Consider the following 14,604-nt stretch of genomic DNA (forward strand, 5'->3'; position numbering starts at 1 on the left):
GCGCCGCGCCGCTCCAGCCGGAATGGGAATGGGGGGCGAGACCGGGACGCGCGCTCATGCGGCGGCCCCGAGGCTCGCCTCGGCGCGGGCGCGCTCGACATGGTCCGGGTCGACGCGGACCGCGCCGGATTGCCGGGCCGCCCGCTCCGCGGCATCGCGCAGGCGTTTGGCCGCCGAGATTCGCACCAGCACCGGATGGGCCTCCACCAGCGCGTCGAGACGCGCCCGGGCCGCCTCGTCCCAGGGCAATTCGCGGTGGAGACGCGCGGGCGTCGCCTCGACCTTGTCCATGTCCCGGGCCAGCGGCAGGATGTGGAAGAGCATGTCGAAGAGCGCGTTGCAGACCTCCTGAACCAGGTAGGTCGCGCCTGAAAACCCCATGAAGGGCGTGCCGGTGTGCCGTCGGATGATCGCGCCCGGGAACGAGGCCGGCACGAAGACCGCGCGGGCGCCGGCTTCCGCCGCGTACATCCGCTCGTTGAACGAGCCGAACAGCACCAGCGGCGGGTTTGTCGCGATCAGGTCGCGGATCTCGGCGTTATCGGTCTTCTGTCCGGCCTTGCGGGACACGGCGAAATGGCAGGGCAGGCCCATCTCGTCTTCGAGGAAGTGGCGGACGCCGCGAGCGTAGGTGTCGGACGCGACGATCCCGAAACTGGCGGTCCCGAAGAAATCCTGGGTCACCGAGCGCCACAGGTCCCAGACCGGCTTGATCGTGGTGTGCTTCTCGCGCTCGATGAACGGCTCCGGGTCGAGGCCGAGTGCTTCGCCGAGCGCGCGCAGGAACCGCGTCGTCGAGTGGATGCCGATGGGCGCCTGGAAGTACGGACGCTCCAGGGCCTCGCACAGCAGGCGGCCGAACTCACGGTAGAGGCAGATGTTGGCATCCGCGTTCACCAGGGCGGGGACGTCGGCGAGATGCGAGCCGAGCGGGAACACCAGGTTCACCTCGGCGCCGATGCCTTCGACGAGGCGACGGATCTCGGCCAGATCCGAGGGCATGTTGAAGGTGCCGTAGGCCGGGCCGATGAGATTGACCCGCGGCTTGACGCCCTCTTGGCGGGCGGGCCGGACCGGGATGCCCTTCTTGGCAAAGCGCTTGGCGCCGTACTCGTTCCAGAGCCAAGCCATGGCCCGGTCGGCCGCCTGCCACTGGTCCTCGTCGATGGTACGGGGCAGGAAGCGCTGGAGGTTGGTGCCTTCCGGCGTCACCCCCCCGCCGATCATCTCGGCGATCGAGCCGGTGACGACGACGCTCGGCTGGGCCGGATCGAGGGTGGCGTGAGCCCGCTTCATCGCGGCCTCGGTGCCGTGGCGGCCGAGTTCTTCCTCTGCCAGCCCCGTGACCACGATCGGTAGTTCGTGCGGCGGCAGGGCATCGGTGTAGTGCAGCACCGAGGTGACGGGCAGGTTCTCGCAGCCGACCGGTCCGTCGATGACGACCTGCAGGCCCTTGATGGCGGTGAAGACGTAGACGGCGCCCCAGTAGCCGCCGGCCCGATCGTGATCGAGGACAAGCATCAGGCCATCTCCCCGATCGGCGAATGGTCGAACTTTCCTGGGGCGGGCTTGGCGCGCACGGCCGAGGCGACGTTCTGGCGAAGCTTGGGCACATCCTCCCAGATGCCGGCGGCGTGACCCTCGCCGACCCCATTGAAGAAGGCCCGCATCGCATCGAAGCGACCGCGATTGCCGAGCGCCGCGTTGATCACCTTGGCCAGCGATCCGGCGCCCGCCACGCCCATCAGCGGGCGGGCCGAGATCAGGTTGGTGAAGTAGAGGGCGGGTATCCCCAACGCCTTGGCCTTCTGCACCACGGGCGTGGTGCCGATGGCGAGATCGGGCCGCGCATCCATCATGGCGCCAAGGTCGTCCTCCAGGGAGGCGCGGTAGCGCACGGTGACGCCGCGCGCCTCGAGCCAGGCCTGGTCGGCCTCCGAATAGGGCGTGCGCGGACAGGCGGTGCCGACATAGGCCAGATCCGCACCGCTCTCGACGAGGAGGCGCCCGACCAGGAGTTCGGAGCCTTCGTAGCCCGACAGGGTGATCCGGCCCCGGATCGGGCTGGCGGCGAGCGCGCCCTTGATCATCGGCAGCAGCCGGTTCTTGGCGGCCTCGACGGTGGCGCGGGGGACCGCACAGGCCTCGCCGATCCGGTCGAGCCAGTCGGCGGTGCCATCATGGCCGACCGGAGCCGAGCCCACGATGGGGCGCCCGGCGGCGGCGAATTCCCGGATTGAGGCTGTGTAGAACGGGTGGATCGCGGCGACCGCGGTGCAGTCGAGGGCGGCGTAGAGTTCGCGCCATTCCCGCGTCGGCACCACAGGTCCGGCCGCGAGGCCGAGCGGCTCCAGCAGACCGCCGATGACGACCGGGTCGGCCGGGAACATCTCGCCGAGCAGTGCCACGGTCGGGCGCTCGGACCGACCGGCGCGGGGCGCCTGGACGGGGCCTTGCTCGGCCTCCGTCCGGGCGAATTTCAGCATCGCCCCGGCAAGGACGTCCTTGGCCTCGGCATGGGTCGGCACCCCGAAGCCCGGCACGTCGATGCCGATGATGCGGACCCCGTCGATCTCCTTCGGGAGAAGCCGCAGGGGCACGCCCGAGGCGGTCGGCACGCAGAGATTGATGATGACGACGGCGTCGTAATCGGCGGGCTTGGCAACCTGGAACACCGCCTCGCGGATGTCCTCGAACAGCTTGCCGGTCACCAGCGTCTCGGAGTTGAAGGGCACGTAGCCGACGCTGCGCTTGGCGCCGTAGAAGTGCGACGTGAAGGTCAGCCCGTAGACGCAGCAGGCCGAGCCCGAGAGGATCGTCGCGGTGCGCCGCATGCGCAGGCCGACCCGGAGCGAGCCGAAGGCCGGGCACATGCTCTGGGGCTGGTCGTGCGGACCCGCCGGGTAGTCCTTGCGGAGCTGCTCCAGGGTGTCGGACAGGCCGGCCGCCTCGGCCGCTGCCCGCATCGTCGCCTTGCCGGAGTGACACCCGAGACCATCGGCCTTCGTGGCGGCGATGTTCACCACCTCGGCCGGGGCCACGATGGGCACCAGGGTCGAGGCCGGGCGCTCCTTGCGAGCGCGAAGATCGGCGATGTCGAGGGTGACGGCCATGCGCGTCAGACCTCGTCGTACACGACTTCGAGGGACGGCTTCACGACCTGGGTCGTGCCGCACATGTCCTCGAAGGTGGCGGGCACCAGGGTGACCCCCCGGCCGACCGCTTCGCCTTTGAACAGGCCGAGCAGGCCGTCCTGGCTCAGGGGCGTCGGGTGGTTGGCCGCAGCGTCGTGAACGTTCTGGGCGAGATCGGCGAAGAGCGAGCCCCAGGGGCTCTCGGGCCGGCCGATGATCTCGTAGTTCGCACTCTTCTTCCGGATGTCGTCATGCGCCGGGATCGAGGCCAGAACCGGGATGCCGACCGCCTCGGCGAAGGCCTGCGCCTCACCGGTGCCGTCGTCCTTGTTAATGACGAGGCCGCCGACGCCGACATTGCCGCCGAGCTTGCGGAAGTATTCCACCGCCGAGCAGACGTTGTTGGCCACATAGAGCGACTGCAGGTCGTTCGAGCCGACGACGATGACCTTCTGGCACATGTCCCGGGCGATCGGCAGGCCGAAACCACCGCAGACCACATCGCCGAGGAAGTCGAGCAGGACGTAGTCGAACCCCCACTCGTGGAAGCCGAGCTTCTCCAGCAATTCGAAGCCGTGGATGATGCCGCGCCCACCGCAGCCGCGCCCGACCTCGGGGCCGCCGAGTTCCATGGCGTAGACGCCGTCGCGCTTGAAGCAGACATCGCCGATGGCGACCTGTTCGCCGGCGAGCTTCTTCCTCGTCGAGGTTTCGATGATCGTCGGGCAGGCGCGGCCACCGAACAGAAGCGAGGTCGTGTCGCTCTTGGGGTCGCAGCCGATGAGCAGGACCTTCTTGCCCTGCTGGGCCATCATGTAGCTGAGGTTGGCCAGGGTGAACGACTTGCCGATGCCGCCCTTGCCGTAGATCGCGATGATCTGCGTTTCCTTGGTCGCCGTCACCGGAACGGGGTCCGGCTCGATGCCGGCCTCGGCCCGCAGCGCTTCGGAGACCCCGTTCAGCTGCAGATTCGTCAGCTGGATGTTCATGCCGCTCTCCAATCCAGGATCATCTTCAGGCATTCGGGCTCGCCGAAAGCCCTGCGGTAAGCGTCCGGAGCGTCCGAGGCCGGGCGCCGATGGGTGATGAGGCCGTCGAGGGAGAGACGGTCGCGTTCGACCAGGGACAAGGTCGCGGCGAGGTCTTCGGGCCGCCACTGCGCGGCGACGCGGATGCGGGCTTCGCGCAGGAAGGCGGGCGCGAAGTCGAAGCCGAGGCGGCGCTCGTAGAACCCGGCGAGCACGATCTCGCCGCCGGGGGCGAGACGCGCGATCCCGCTATCGAGGATCCTAGCGTCGCCGCTGACATCGAGGATCGTGGCGTAGTCGTGTCTGGCATCCGCCTCGGGGGTGCTCACAGCGTAGGCGTCTGCGCCCGCGTGGCGGGTCGGATCGATCTCCCAGACCTGCGGCGTGCCGCCGAGGGTCCTGGCGAGGCGGGCGACCAGTCGCCCAAGCACGCCGTGCCCCACGACCAGGAGCGGCCGGGTCAGGTCGATGCCCGCGAGGGCGTGGTGGGCGGTCGCCGCGAGTGCGATCAGGGTTCCGCGCTCGCCCCAGGCCCGATCGATGGGGACGAGGCGGTCGCCGGCACTGACCAGATGGGAGGCTGCGCCGCCGAAGAGGCCGCGAACGGGTCCGAAGCAGCGGGCTCCGGGCACGAACACTGTCTGTCCGACCCGGATACCGGAATCCGCGCCGGCCTCGACCACTTCGCCGACCGACTCGTAGCCGGGCACCAGCGGATACCCCATGCCGGGAAAGGCCGGCATCGTCCCGGACCAGAGCAGGCGCTCGGTACCGGTGCTGATTCCGCTCCACCGGATCGCCACCACCGCGTCAGCGGCCGTCGGCGTATCGAGGTCGAGAGTTTCGAGGTCGAGCCGGCGGGGGGCATGAAGAAGCACGGCGTTCGTCTGCATCGAGCCTGCCCTCCCCTCATCCGACGATTCGGTCCGTTTGGCTTCGAACTCGATGTGTCATCCTAGATAGACACTTTCGAACGTCAAGCAGAACTTACGTTATTCGTTGTCTTAACGGGTGGACACCAGCATGCGGGTCAGGAGCGGGCGCCGGGTCGCGACCTCGCGGATACGCTGAAACCCCGCTTCGGCCAGCAGCGCGGTCAGTTCCGCAGCGGTGCGGCAGTGACCGCTCCCCATCGCCAGCAGGTAGAAGCCGAAATACGCATCGGTGATCGGCTCGGCCCCGGCGGTGCCGCTCATCGGCTCGGCCAGCACCAGGCGTCCGCCGGGCGGCAGCGCCGTCCAGGCCGCTCGCAACAGCCCTCGCACCGTCGCGTCGTCGTGGTCGTGCACGACGCGGATCAGGCTGAGTGCGTCGGCACCCTTGGGCAGTGGATCGATCAGAAAACTGCCGCCGACGGCTTGAGCCCGGTCGGCGAGGCCCGAGCGGGCGAATTGCGCCGCGGCGCGCCGTGCCACTTCGGGCAGATCGAACAGCCTGAGCGCGAGGTCGGGCGCTGCGGCGGCGGCGGCCGACAGGAAGGCGCCTTCGCCGCCGCCGACATCCAGCAGGCAACGATGCCGCCGAAACGGATAGGCCTCGACGATGTCCTCGGCGATCAGCGCCTGCGAGGCCGACATCAGCGCGCTGTAGGGGGTCACGGCCTCCGTCGACAGCTCGGCCCCATCGCCTCGCGCGTACGGCCAGTAGCCCGCGAGCCGGGTCGGCCCGCTCTCGCCGCGCAGGAGTGCGACTGGATCGGACAGATCCGCGTAGAGCAGGGCGTGATGCTCGATCATGCGGCCGATCGAGGGGTTCCCGATCAGCGCCGCCCCGAGATCGGCCAGGACGAAACATCCGTCCGGCAGTCGCCGGATGAGACCGAGCGAAACGGCCGCCTTGAGAAGGCGTGCCGACGCCTCGCGGGACAGATCCATCCGGGCTGCCAGGAGATCGGCGGGAACCGGGCCCTCGGCGAGCAGCGCGAAGAGATCGAGCTTGAGGCAGGCAAACAGCGTCTGCGAATAGGTGAAGCCCGCGCACAGATCGAACAGCGCCCGGGTGTTCGACCGCGCGATGCGCCGGGTCAGCGGAAAGCCGGCGGCCCAGCGCTGGAATCGCGGATCGGCGATGATGCGGGCTCTGAGCGTGTACCAGCGGGACCGCACGCCGCGTGGGCGGAGCGTGGGCGGCGCCCCGGCCGTCGCACCGCCGGCCACGTCAGGCGAGTTCCCGCGCCAGGCTTGCCGGCAGGAACAGCCGCGTCTGCGCCACGATCTCCGCCCGCAGGATGTCGGCGCCGGGGCAATCCGGTATGACGTCGACGGCCTCGCGGACGAGGCGCTTCAACCGGGCCAGCGCGCCGCTCATGCCGAGCAGCGCTGCTGCATTGGGCCGACCGAGGGTCGAATCGCGCCCCACCGGCTTGCCGACCTCCTCCTGGCGGCAGGCGACGTCGCGCAGGTCGTCGGCAACCTGATAGGCCTCGCCGAGGCATTCTCCGAGGAGCCGCCACGGCAGGGATGCCGCACCGGCGGCGGCGGCGCCCGTCACGGTCGCGGCCGCGAACAGGGCTCCGGTCTTGGCCTGCTGATATTCCGTGAGCGCCACGTTCGGTTCCGATTCCCAGGCCTGTCCGGCGGCGATGCCGGCGGGGGAGCCGGCGGCGCGGGCGACGAGCCCGACCAGGGCCGCCAGGCGCATCGGACTGCGCGCCGCGCCGCGAGCCAGCGTCTCGAAGGCGGAGACGATGAGGGCGTCGCCGGTCAGTACCGCCAGGGGCTCGCCGAAGGCTGCGTGGACCGAGGCCTGCCCGCGCCGCAGGGGCGCGTCGTCGAAGCAGGGCAGATCGTCATGCACCAGGGATGCGCAGTGCAGGAGTTCGATCGCCGCCGCCGCCGCGTCCGAAGCCGCCGGATCGTCGTCGCCACAGGCACGGGCCACCGAGAGGCACAGGCGCGGACGAATGCGGTGCCCGCCCGGGAAGACCGCATAACGGATCGACTCGGCCAGGCGGGGCGGGGCGCCGGGCGCTTCCAGATGGGCGACGGCGGCGTCGAGGGCCTGCTCGATGCGACGGTTGGCGTCCATGACCCGTCTCTCCCTGTCACTTGTTCTTGCTAAAACAAAGTGTCAGTATTTATTGACACGCGTCAAGGTCGATCGGTGTGACGGGAGAGGCGCACGTGAAGGTCGTGATCATCGGGGCCGGCATCGGAGGTTTGGTGGCGGCCCTGCGGCTGGCCCATGCCGGGCTCGACGTGACGGTGATCGAGCAGGCCCTTCATCCCGGCGGCAAGATGCGGCGGGTCCCGGTCGGGGGAACGGCCGTCGATGCCGGCCCTACGGTCTTCACCATGCGGTGGGTGTTCGAGGAGATCTTCGCCGAATGCGGTGCGGATCTCGCCGCCCATGTGCGTCTGGAACCGGCCGGCATCCTGGCGCGACACGCCTGGGGGCCGGACGAGCAGCTCGACCTCCATGCCGATCCCGAGGCCTCCGAGGCGGCGATCGCCACCTTCGCCGGGACGGGGGAGCGGGACGGGTATCGCCGCTTCCGCGCCCGGGCCGCCGAGGTCTACGCCACCTTGGAGCGACCGTTCATCCGGGGCGAGCGCCCGAGCCCGATCGACCTGACGCGACAGGCCGGGCTCTCGGGCCTCGGCGACCTCTGGCGCATCCAACCCTTCACCACCCTGTGGAGCGCGCTCGGCGACTACTTCGCCGATCCGCGCCTGCGGCAGCTGTTCGGGCGCTACGCGACCTATTGCGGCTCGTCGCCCTTCGCGGCGCCCGCCACCCTGATGCTGGTGGCGCATGTGGAAAGCCAGGGGGTCTGGCACGTCGGCGGCGGCCTCAGCCGGCTGGCCGCCGTGGTCGCGGATCTCGCCGCCGACCGGGGCGCGCGCTTCCGCTACGAAACCTCGGTGCGCTCAATCGCCGTCCAGGGCGGTCGCGTGGTCGGGGTCGACCTCGATGACGGCGAGCGGCTGGCGGCGGATGCGGTGGTCTGCAACGCCGACGTCGCGGCCCTGGCCGACGGGCTTCTCGGGCGCGAGGCCGCCCGCGCCGCCGACGCGGTACCGGCCGGCGATCGTTCGCTCTCGGCGGTCACCCTGTGCCTCCAGGCGCGGACCAGCGGTTTCCCGCTCGCCCGGCACACGGTGTTCTTCTCCGGCGATTACGCGGCCGAGTTCGCCCGCATCCGCGCCGGGCACCTGCCGGACGACCCCACCGTCTATGTCTGCGCGCAGGATCGATCCGACCGCGCCGCTCCGTCCGACCGGCCCGAGCGCCTCCTCTGCCTCGTCAATGCCCCTGCCCGGCCCATCGGCCCCTCGGAGATCGAGACATGCGTGACCACGATGCGGCGGCGCTTCAGCGCGAGCGGCCTGACCCTCGCGGAAACGGCGGAGCCGGTGACGACGGGACCGGCGGATTTCGCGCGGCTGTTTCCGGGGACGGCGGGGGCTCTCTACGGCCGAGCCTCCCACGGCTGGATGGCGTCGTTCAAGCGGCCGGGAGCACGCACCCGGATCCCGGGCCTCTACCTCGCCGGGGGGAGCATCCACCCGGGGCCGGGGGTGCCGATGGCGGCGCAATCCGGGCGGATCGCGGCGGACAGCCTGCTGCGGGACCGGACTGGCGCCCGCGCTTCGATACGCGGGTGGATCGCGACGGCTACGTCTGGTGGTACGTCGACGCCCTGAGCGCGGACGGGCGACAGGGCCTGACCATCATCGCCTTCATCGGCAGCGTGTTCTCGCCCTACTACGCCTGGGACCCGACGCGCGATCCCTTCGACCACTGCGCCGTCAACGTGGTGCTCTACGGCGAACGGGCCAACCGCTTCTGCATGACCGAGCGGGGGCGCGCCAGCCTCACGCGCGATGGCGACCACATCGCGATCGGCCCGAGCGGGCTGTCGTGGGATGGCACGACGCTGACCATCCGGATCGACGAGGTGACGGCGCCGATTCCCACGCGGGTGCGCGGCACCGTGCGGCTGCGGCCCGGCGGCATCACGCCCGGGCCGCATCACCTCGACGCCGCGGGCCAGCACCGCTGGTGGCCGATGGCGCCGTCCTCCCCGGTCGAGGTCGCGCTCACCGAGCCTGATCTGAACTGGCGCGGCACGGCCTATTTCGACACGAACCACGGCGATACGTCCCTGGAAGCGGCGTTTCGCGATTGGACTTGGTGCCGGGCGGACCTTCAGGACGGGGCGGCGATCCTGTACGACGTGCATCGCCGCGACGGCTCGCGCCAGGACCTGACCCTGTGCTTTGCCGCCGATGGGACACCCCGGGACATCGATCCGCCCCCGCGCGCCGCGCTTCCGGCGACGCGGGTCTGGCGCATGCCGCGGCAGACCCGCAGCGACGACGGCCGCGCCGACATCGTGCGGACCTTCGAGGACACGCCGTTCTATGCCCGCTCGCAGCTCAGCGCGACCCTGCGCGGCGAGGCGGTCCGGCCGATGCACGAGAGCCTGTCCCTCAGGCGATACGCGAATCCGCTGGTTCGCCTGATGCTGCCGTTCCGGATGCCGCGCCGGGTGGGGTGATCATCCGTCAGCCTGAACGGTCTCCAGACCGCTCAGACGCCTTCGCCTTCTCGAGGGCGGCGGCACGGTCGCGCCGAATGCTGCGCTTCAGGACCACGAGCTGCCAGATTGCTAGCCCGAGGGCGAGGGCGAAGACCAGCCCGATATCGAAGACGGCAAAGAGCGGGTCGCTCACGGGCCGACCGGCACCGCGCCCTCGCGCTCCCGCAGGGTCTCGATCAGATCGAGGACCCGGGCGACCTGACCGGGCACGTTCCACCAGGCCGGCGGCACCGGCACGGGCTGGGCCGCGACGGCCTCCACCAGGAAGGCGGTTTCGGCGAGTGGCGGGGCCGTATGATTGGGAATGGACGCCAGCGGCAGCAGGGCGCGGGCCATCAGGACGGCCTTGCGCCGGCCGGGCACCCGGGCGCGGATGGCGACGGGGTCGAGGTCGCCCCTTTCCAGGTCCCGGCCGATCTCGGCGTAGATCAGGCGGGCGGCGCGAATGGCGGGCCGGCAGCCGAGGGGCAATCCGGGGATGCCGGCCTCGGCCCGGGCGTAGAGCGCATCCGCGACGGCGAGCAGGCGTGCGACCAGGGCCTGGAGGGCGGGACTCGCGACCGGGTCGGCGAGGAACGCGTCCGGGTCGAGGCCGACCTCCCGCATCCAGGAGAGCGGCAGGTAGAGCCGTCCCGCCCGGGCATCCTCGCCGATGTCCCGGGCGATGTTGGTGAACTGCATGGCGACGCCGAGGTCGCAGGCCCGGGCGAGCACGACGGCGTCGCGCACGCCCATCAGCACGGTCATCATCGCGCCGACGCTGCCGGCGACCCGCGCCGCGTAGGCGGTCAGGTCCGACAGGGTCTCGTATCGACGCCCCTGCGCATCCCACGCCAATCCTTCGATCAGCGCGCCGGGCAAGGCCTGCGGCAGATGATGGGCCGCGACCAGATCGGCCATCGCCCGGTCGGCTGGAGCGTCGCTGGGGGCTTCGTCGTAGATGCGGGCGAGGCGCGCGGCGAGGCGGGCCAGGGCCGCCGGCCGGTCGCGAGCCTGTGCGTCGTCGACGGCATCGTCGGAGAGGCGGCAGAAGGCATAGAGCCCGTAGGCCGGGTGGCGCACCCGGGCCGGCAGCAGGGCGGAGGCGGCGAAGAAGCTGCGCGAGCCTGTCCGGATCGCGGCCCGGCAGGCGGCATGATCGGCCGCATCCGCGTGCGGAATCGCCCAGAGCGGTGCCCGGACCGGGGCGTACCGAACGGCTTCAAGCGTAGAGACGCGCATCCGGCACCACCGTGTCGAGGACTTTGGCCGAGGACAGGACGCCGGGCAGCCCGGCGCCCGGATGGGTGCCCGCGCCGACGAGATAGAGGTTCTTGAAGGCCGACGAGGCATTGTGCGGCCGAAACCACGCCGATTGCGTCAGCACCGGTTCGAGGCCGAAGCCGGACCCACGGAAGCTCAGAAAATCGCTGGCGAAATCCGCTGGTGTCGTGACTCGGGAGGTGACGATCGATCCGGACAGGCCCGGCATCACGGTGGCGTCGAGGCTGTCCGCGATCGCCTGCCGGTAGGGCTCGGCACGCTGCGACCAGTCCTGCCCGCCGGCGAGGTTCGGCACCGGCGACAGCACGTAGAAGGCGTCGCAGCCGGGCGGTGCCAGGAGCGGATCGGTGGCGGTAGGGCGATGCAGGTAGAGGCTGAAATCCGGCGCCAGGACCTTGCGGACGAAGATGTCGGCGATGAGCTCGCGATAGCGCGGCCCCATCAGGATGGTGTGATGCGCGAGGTCGGGGAATTTGCGGTTCGTCCCGAAGTACCAGACGAACAGCCCCATCGAGGAGGACGAGGCCTTGAGCTTCGCCCGGTGCCAGGATCGCCCCGCCCCGCCGAGCAGGGTCAGGTAGGTCGCGGCCGAGTCGGCGTTCGAGACCACGATGTCAGCGGGAATGGCGGTCCCGTCGGTCAGCGTCACCCCCGTGGCGCAGCCCGCCGCCACGTCGATGCGGGCCACCTCGGCCCGGTAGCGGATCGTCCCGCCCTGCCCCTCGATCAAGCCCACGAGGCCGTCGACCAGCCGTCCGGTCCCCCCCATGGCGAAGTGCACGCCCCAGCGGCGCTCGAGGTGGGCGATGAGGCAATAGATGGCGCTGGCCCGGAAGGGAGAACCGCCGATCAGGAGCGGATGGAAGCTGAAGATGGTGCGCAGGCGCTCGTCCCGGATGTAGCGCGCCACGAGATCATAGACCGAGCGATGGCCGCCGAGGCGCAGCAGGGACGGGGTGATCCGCAGCATGTCGCGGACGGAGGAGAAGGCCACGTGCCCGAGATCTTCGAAGCCGACCCGGCAGATCGCGGCGCTGCGCTCCATGAACCGTTCGTAGCCGTCGACGTCCTCAGGCGAGAACCGGGCGACCTCGGCCCGCATCGCTTCCGGATCGCCGCTGTAATCGAAGGTGGCGCCGTCCGGGAAGCGGATGCGGTAGAACGGCAGCATCGGCGCCAGGGTGACATCGTCGGCCATGCGCCGCCCGCACAGGGTCCACAATTCCTCGAACAGGAACGGCGCCGTCACGATGGTCGGCCCGGCATCGAAGGTGAAGCCGTCCTGTCGATGGACGCGAGCCCGGCCACCGGCCTGCTCCAGCCGCTCCAGCACCGTCACCCGGTAGCCCCGCGCACCGAGGCGCACCGCCGCCGCCAACCCGCCGAAGCCGCTGCCGATCACCACCGCGTGCGGGCGCGGAGACCAGGTCGTCGCGAGGCTCGGTGAGTCTGCGAGTGTCAACATAGAGTGACACTATTCGCGGGAACGCGTCCGTTGCAAGCGCTGATTTGGCCAAACCGTTCTGTCGGTTCGAATGCCAGCCTGCCCGTCATACCGATGCCGACGGATGGGACGCGACGGTTGGAGAACATCAGGTTCGTCGCGAAATCCCTCGGAGGAATGCAGGTTGCCAGGGCCAGCCCAAAGGTCCACTCGGATCGCGCGCAGCGTTTCACGCGCAAGGTTCGAACCGTTGCGTGATGGGAGTCGATCACCCCTTTGTTTGAGAGGATCGATGCGGGATCAGCGGTCGTCGCGGTGCGAGCGCCCATTCGCGGCACGGTTCCTCACGTGAGTCCTGCGCGTATCGAGACTGGATACGGATGGTGCGTGATCGACGCGATGTACCCGCTTTCCGTACCGTCATGTCGCGATGATGGTACGTTATAGGACCGAAAATTCACGCCCCGATATTGCAAAACTGTATCACGTTAACGTAAGACTTCGTAAAAAGCCTAGGTATAAAAGTCTATATGTAGCTTTAGCCTTGATTTCGCAGGTCGAATTGATTGAACCGCAACTTTCGGCTGTTTTGGTCGGCGCGCGGCAGGGGCACCGTTCCGAAGTTATAGCCGCAACGCAGCAGAGCCTTCTCATGTCTTTGCGGGCCTGAATAAAGAATTTTTTGCAGACCAATGGCGGAGGTTCGAAAAAAGTTAGGATAAATCAGGTTTTGAGAGCGTCAGGAATAAATACTTCACAGGCAAGACGGGTAATCACCAAAACGAATCCTGGCTTGTTGCTATTCATCAAACGGTGTTCCAAGAACAATCCAGCGCATACGCTTCGCCTCCGGTCAGCCATCTGATCGCAAATCGGTTGATGTGTCTTGGGTTTTCTCAGTTTCGCAGCGATTTTGGGCGGAGGATTAACGGTCGCAGTGACATGGCCGATCATAGGGCTGTGGTCTTTGCTTGCCGCGCCGTTCGGTGCCAGTTTTTTCACCCTGGGTGCGGTTCTGGTGATCGAGCGTCCTGCTGAGGCCGCGTCACGGCAGAAAGCCGAAGCGGGTGAGACGGAAGCCGGTCTCGGCAAGCCTTCGGACGCGCGTGGACCGCGAGAGATGATGTCTGTCGAGACGAAGGGATCTTCGCGGTAATTGGGACGGCAGGGACTTCGGTCTGGCCCTGATCGCCTCCACGCGATCCGGACCATCCTTGCGGGAATCGCAGGTCGTTTCCCTCAGCGTCGGGCTTCGCTCGCCATCCGCACCGCGAGGCCGGCCAGCACCGTTCCCATCACCCACCGCTGGACCATCGCGAAGGACGGTCGGCGCGTCAGGAACGTTGCCATCGCACCGGCGGATACGGCGATCGCGGCATTGACCGAGAGGCTGAGCACGATCTGCACCGTGCCGAGCACCAGGGCCTGGACGAGGACGCTGCCATTCGTCGGATCGATGAATTGCGGCAGCAGCGACAGGTACATCACGGCGATCTTCGGATTGAGCAGGTTGGTCAGCAATCCCATGACGAACAGCCGGCGCGGGCTGTCCTCGGGCAGTGTCCGGATCTCGAACGGCGAACGCCCGCCCGGTCGCACCGCCTGCCATGCGAGCCAGAACAGGTAGACCGCCCCGGCCATCCGGATGGTGTCGTAGGCGAAGGGAACGGCCAGCAGCAGGGCCGTGATGCCGAACGCCGCGCACAGCATGTAGACGACGAACCCGAGGGCCACGCCGCCGAGCGAGATCAGGCCGGCGGTCCTGCCTTGGCAGATCGACCGCGAGATCAGGTAGACCATGTTCGGCCCCGGTGTGAGGGCCATCCCCAGGGCGATGGCGGCGAAGGCCAGCAGGCTGCTCAAATCAGGCATCGGAAGCTCTTTCGTTGCATCGGTCTCAGGCGGTTGATCAGGGTCTGTCCCGGGCCGAGCCGATATTCCGCTCGGGCCGCACGGTACCATCACGTGCCGCAGGGAACGCGGTATCGTCGATCGGCGGCCCAGCAAATTCCGCACCTCCGCCAAGCCGGCGGCCAGCGCGGCAGCCTGGGCGGTTGGCGCGGCCCTTGCGTCGGCCCACGGGCAGCGCAGAGCCTTTGGCTCTCATGGGTTGGCGTGCCCATCCGAGGAAGCCCGTCCCGGACGGTGCTGCCCGCTCCGACTGCATCATGCCTTCTCCCGATGCAGTCC

13 protein-coding genes are annotated in these 14,604 nt (G+C 69.2%); 3 read left to right on the plus strand and 10 right to left on the minus strand.

The window, feature by feature from the left end; all coding sequences use genetic code 11:
• Positions 1–54: 54 nt before the first annotated feature.
• The 6 genes from bchZ to ASF60_RS15120 all read right to left on the minus strand — a co-directional run bounded on the left by bchZ (position 55) and on the right by ASF60_RS15120 (position 7,189).
• On the minus strand, positions 55–1,521 hold the full coding sequence (gene bchZ / locus ASF60_RS15095; protein WP_056186437.1) for a chlorophyllide a reductase subunit Z: 1,467 nt from the start codon (positions 1,519–1,521) through the stop codon (positions 55–57).
• Positions 1,521–3,113: a chlorophyllide a reductase subunit Y gene (gene bchY / locus ASF60_RS15100; protein ID WP_056186440.1), complete on the minus strand. Its 1,593-nt coding sequence runs from the start codon at positions 3,111–3,113 to the stop codon at positions 1,521–1,523. The genes bchZ and bchY overlap by 1 nt, the downstream gene beginning before the upstream one ends.
• 5 nt (positions 3,114–3,118) lie before the next feature.
• Complete coding sequence (locus tag ASF60_RS15105; protein ID WP_056186442.1) at positions 3,119–4,123, minus strand: chlorophyllide a reductase iron protein subunit X; 1,005 nt, start codon at positions 4,121–4,123, stop codon at positions 3,119–3,121.
• Positions 4,120–5,055, minus strand: a complete 936-nt coding sequence (gene bchC, locus ASF60_RS15110) for a chlorophyll synthesis pathway protein BchC (RefSeq protein ID WP_056186445.1) — start codon at positions 5,053–5,055, stop codon at positions 4,120–4,122. The genes ASF60_RS15105 and bchC overlap by 4 nt, the downstream gene beginning before the upstream one ends.
• 111 nt (positions 5,056–5,166) lie before the next feature.
• Positions 5,167–6,318: a methyltransferase gene (locus ASF60_RS15115; protein WP_056186448.1), complete on the minus strand. Its 1,152-nt coding sequence runs from the start codon at positions 6,316–6,318 to the stop codon at positions 5,167–5,169.
• A 1-nt stretch (position 6,319) separates the two neighbouring features.
• Positions 6,320–7,189, minus strand: coding sequence for a polyprenyl synthetase family protein (locus tag ASF60_RS15120; protein ID WP_056186451.1), 870 nt, complete (start codon positions 7,187–7,189; stop codon positions 6,320–6,322).
• A gap of 95 nt (positions 7,190–7,284) precedes the next feature.
• Here ASF60_RS15120 and crtD point away from each other — a divergent pair, with 95 nt between their 5' ends.
• Together crtD and ASF60_RS15130 are read left to right on the plus strand one after the other, a co-directional pair.
• A complete protein-coding gene (gene crtD, locus ASF60_RS15125; protein WP_244478442.1) occupies positions 7,285–8,808 on the plus strand; it encodes a 1-hydroxycarotenoid 3,4-desaturase CrtD in 1,524 nt (507 codons plus the stop codon).
• A complete protein-coding gene (locus ASF60_RS15130; protein ID WP_200940980.1) occupies positions 8,766–9,665 on the plus strand; it encodes a carotenoid 1,2-hydratase in 900 nt (299 codons plus the stop codon). The genes crtD and ASF60_RS15130 overlap by 43 nt, the downstream gene beginning before the upstream one ends.
• A 7-nt stretch (positions 9,666–9,672) precedes the next feature.
• On the opposite strand, the gene ASF60_RS24530 is transcribed toward ASF60_RS15130, so the two are convergent.
• From ASF60_RS24530 to ASF60_RS15140, 3 genes are read right to left on the minus strand one after another with little or no spacing between them, the layout of a single operon-like run.
• Positions 9,673–9,840 (minus strand): hypothetical protein, encoded by a 168-nt coding sequence (locus tag ASF60_RS24530; protein ID WP_156634121.1) that lies wholly within the window; start codon positions 9,838–9,840, stop codon positions 9,673–9,675.
• Positions 9,837–10,928, minus strand: coding sequence for a phytoene/squalene synthase family protein (locus ASF60_RS15135; protein WP_056186457.1), 1,092 nt, complete (start codon positions 10,926–10,928; stop codon positions 9,837–9,839). The genes ASF60_RS24530 and ASF60_RS15135 overlap by 4 nt, the downstream gene beginning before the upstream one ends.
• Positions 10,909–12,435 carry a phytoene desaturase gene (locus ASF60_RS15140; protein ID WP_056186458.1) on the minus strand — a complete coding sequence of 509 codons (1,527 nt, stop codon included), beginning with the start codon at positions 12,433–12,435 and terminating at the stop codon, positions 10,909–10,911. The genes ASF60_RS15135 and ASF60_RS15140 overlap by 20 nt, the downstream gene beginning before the upstream one ends.
• A gap of 865 nt (positions 12,436–13,300) precedes the next feature.
• On the opposite strand from ASF60_RS15140, the gene ASF60_RS24535 reads away from it, so the two are divergent.
• Positions 13,301–13,570, plus strand: a complete 270-nt coding sequence (locus tag ASF60_RS24535; RefSeq protein ID WP_156634123.1) for a hypothetical protein — start codon at positions 13,301–13,303, stop codon at positions 13,568–13,570.
• 83 nt (positions 13,571–13,653) lie between these two features.
• Here ASF60_RS24535 and ASF60_RS15145 read toward each other — a convergent pair whose 3' ends face one another.
• The gene (locus ASF60_RS15145; protein ID WP_056186461.1) at positions 13,654–14,286 is read right to left on the minus strand and encodes a LysE family translocator; all 633 of its coding nucleotides are present in this window, start codon (positions 14,284–14,286) and stop codon (positions 13,654–13,656) included.
• Positions 14,287–14,604 lie beyond the last annotated feature (318 nt).

The organism is Methylobacterium sp. Leaf113, assembly GCF_001423325.1.
GTDB lineage: Bacteria > Pseudomonadota > Alphaproteobacteria > Rhizobiales > Beijerinckiaceae > Methylobacterium.

What these genes read in the sequence shown, in the direction of transcription:
- bchY (WP_056186440.1), bottom strand. Translation starts at nt 3,113, where the DNA reads ATGGCCGTCACCCTCGACATCGCCGATCTTCGCGCTCGCAAGGAGCGC.
- bchZ (WP_056186437.1), bottom strand. Translation starts at nt 1,521, where the DNA reads ATGCTTGTCCTCGATCACGATCGGGCCGGCGGCTACTGGGGCGCCGTC.
- ASF60_RS15140 (WP_056186458.1), bottom strand. Translation starts at nt 12,435, where the DNA reads ATGTTGACACTCGCAGACTCACCGAGCCTCGCGACGACCTGGTCTCCG.
- ASF60_RS15105 (WP_056186442.1), bottom strand. Translation starts at nt 4,123, where the DNA reads ATGAACATCCAGCTGACGAATCTGCAGCTGAACGGGGTCTCCGAAGCG.
- ASF60_RS15120 (WP_056186451.1), bottom strand. Translation starts at nt 7,189, where the DNA reads ATGGACGCCAACCGTCGCATCGAGCAGGCCCTCGACGCCGCCGTCGCC.
- ASF60_RS15145 (WP_056186461.1), bottom strand. Translation starts at nt 14,286, where the DNA reads ATGCCTGATTTGAGCAGCCTGCTGGCCTTCGCCGCCATCGCCCTGGGG.
- ASF60_RS15135 (WP_056186457.1), bottom strand. Translation starts at nt 10,928, where the DNA reads ATGCGCGTCTCTACGCTTGAAGCCGTTCGGTACGCCCCGGTCCGGGCA.
- bchC (WP_056186445.1), bottom strand. Translation starts at nt 5,055, where the DNA reads ATGCAGACGAACGCCGTGCTTCTTCATGCCCCCCGCCGGCTCGACCTC.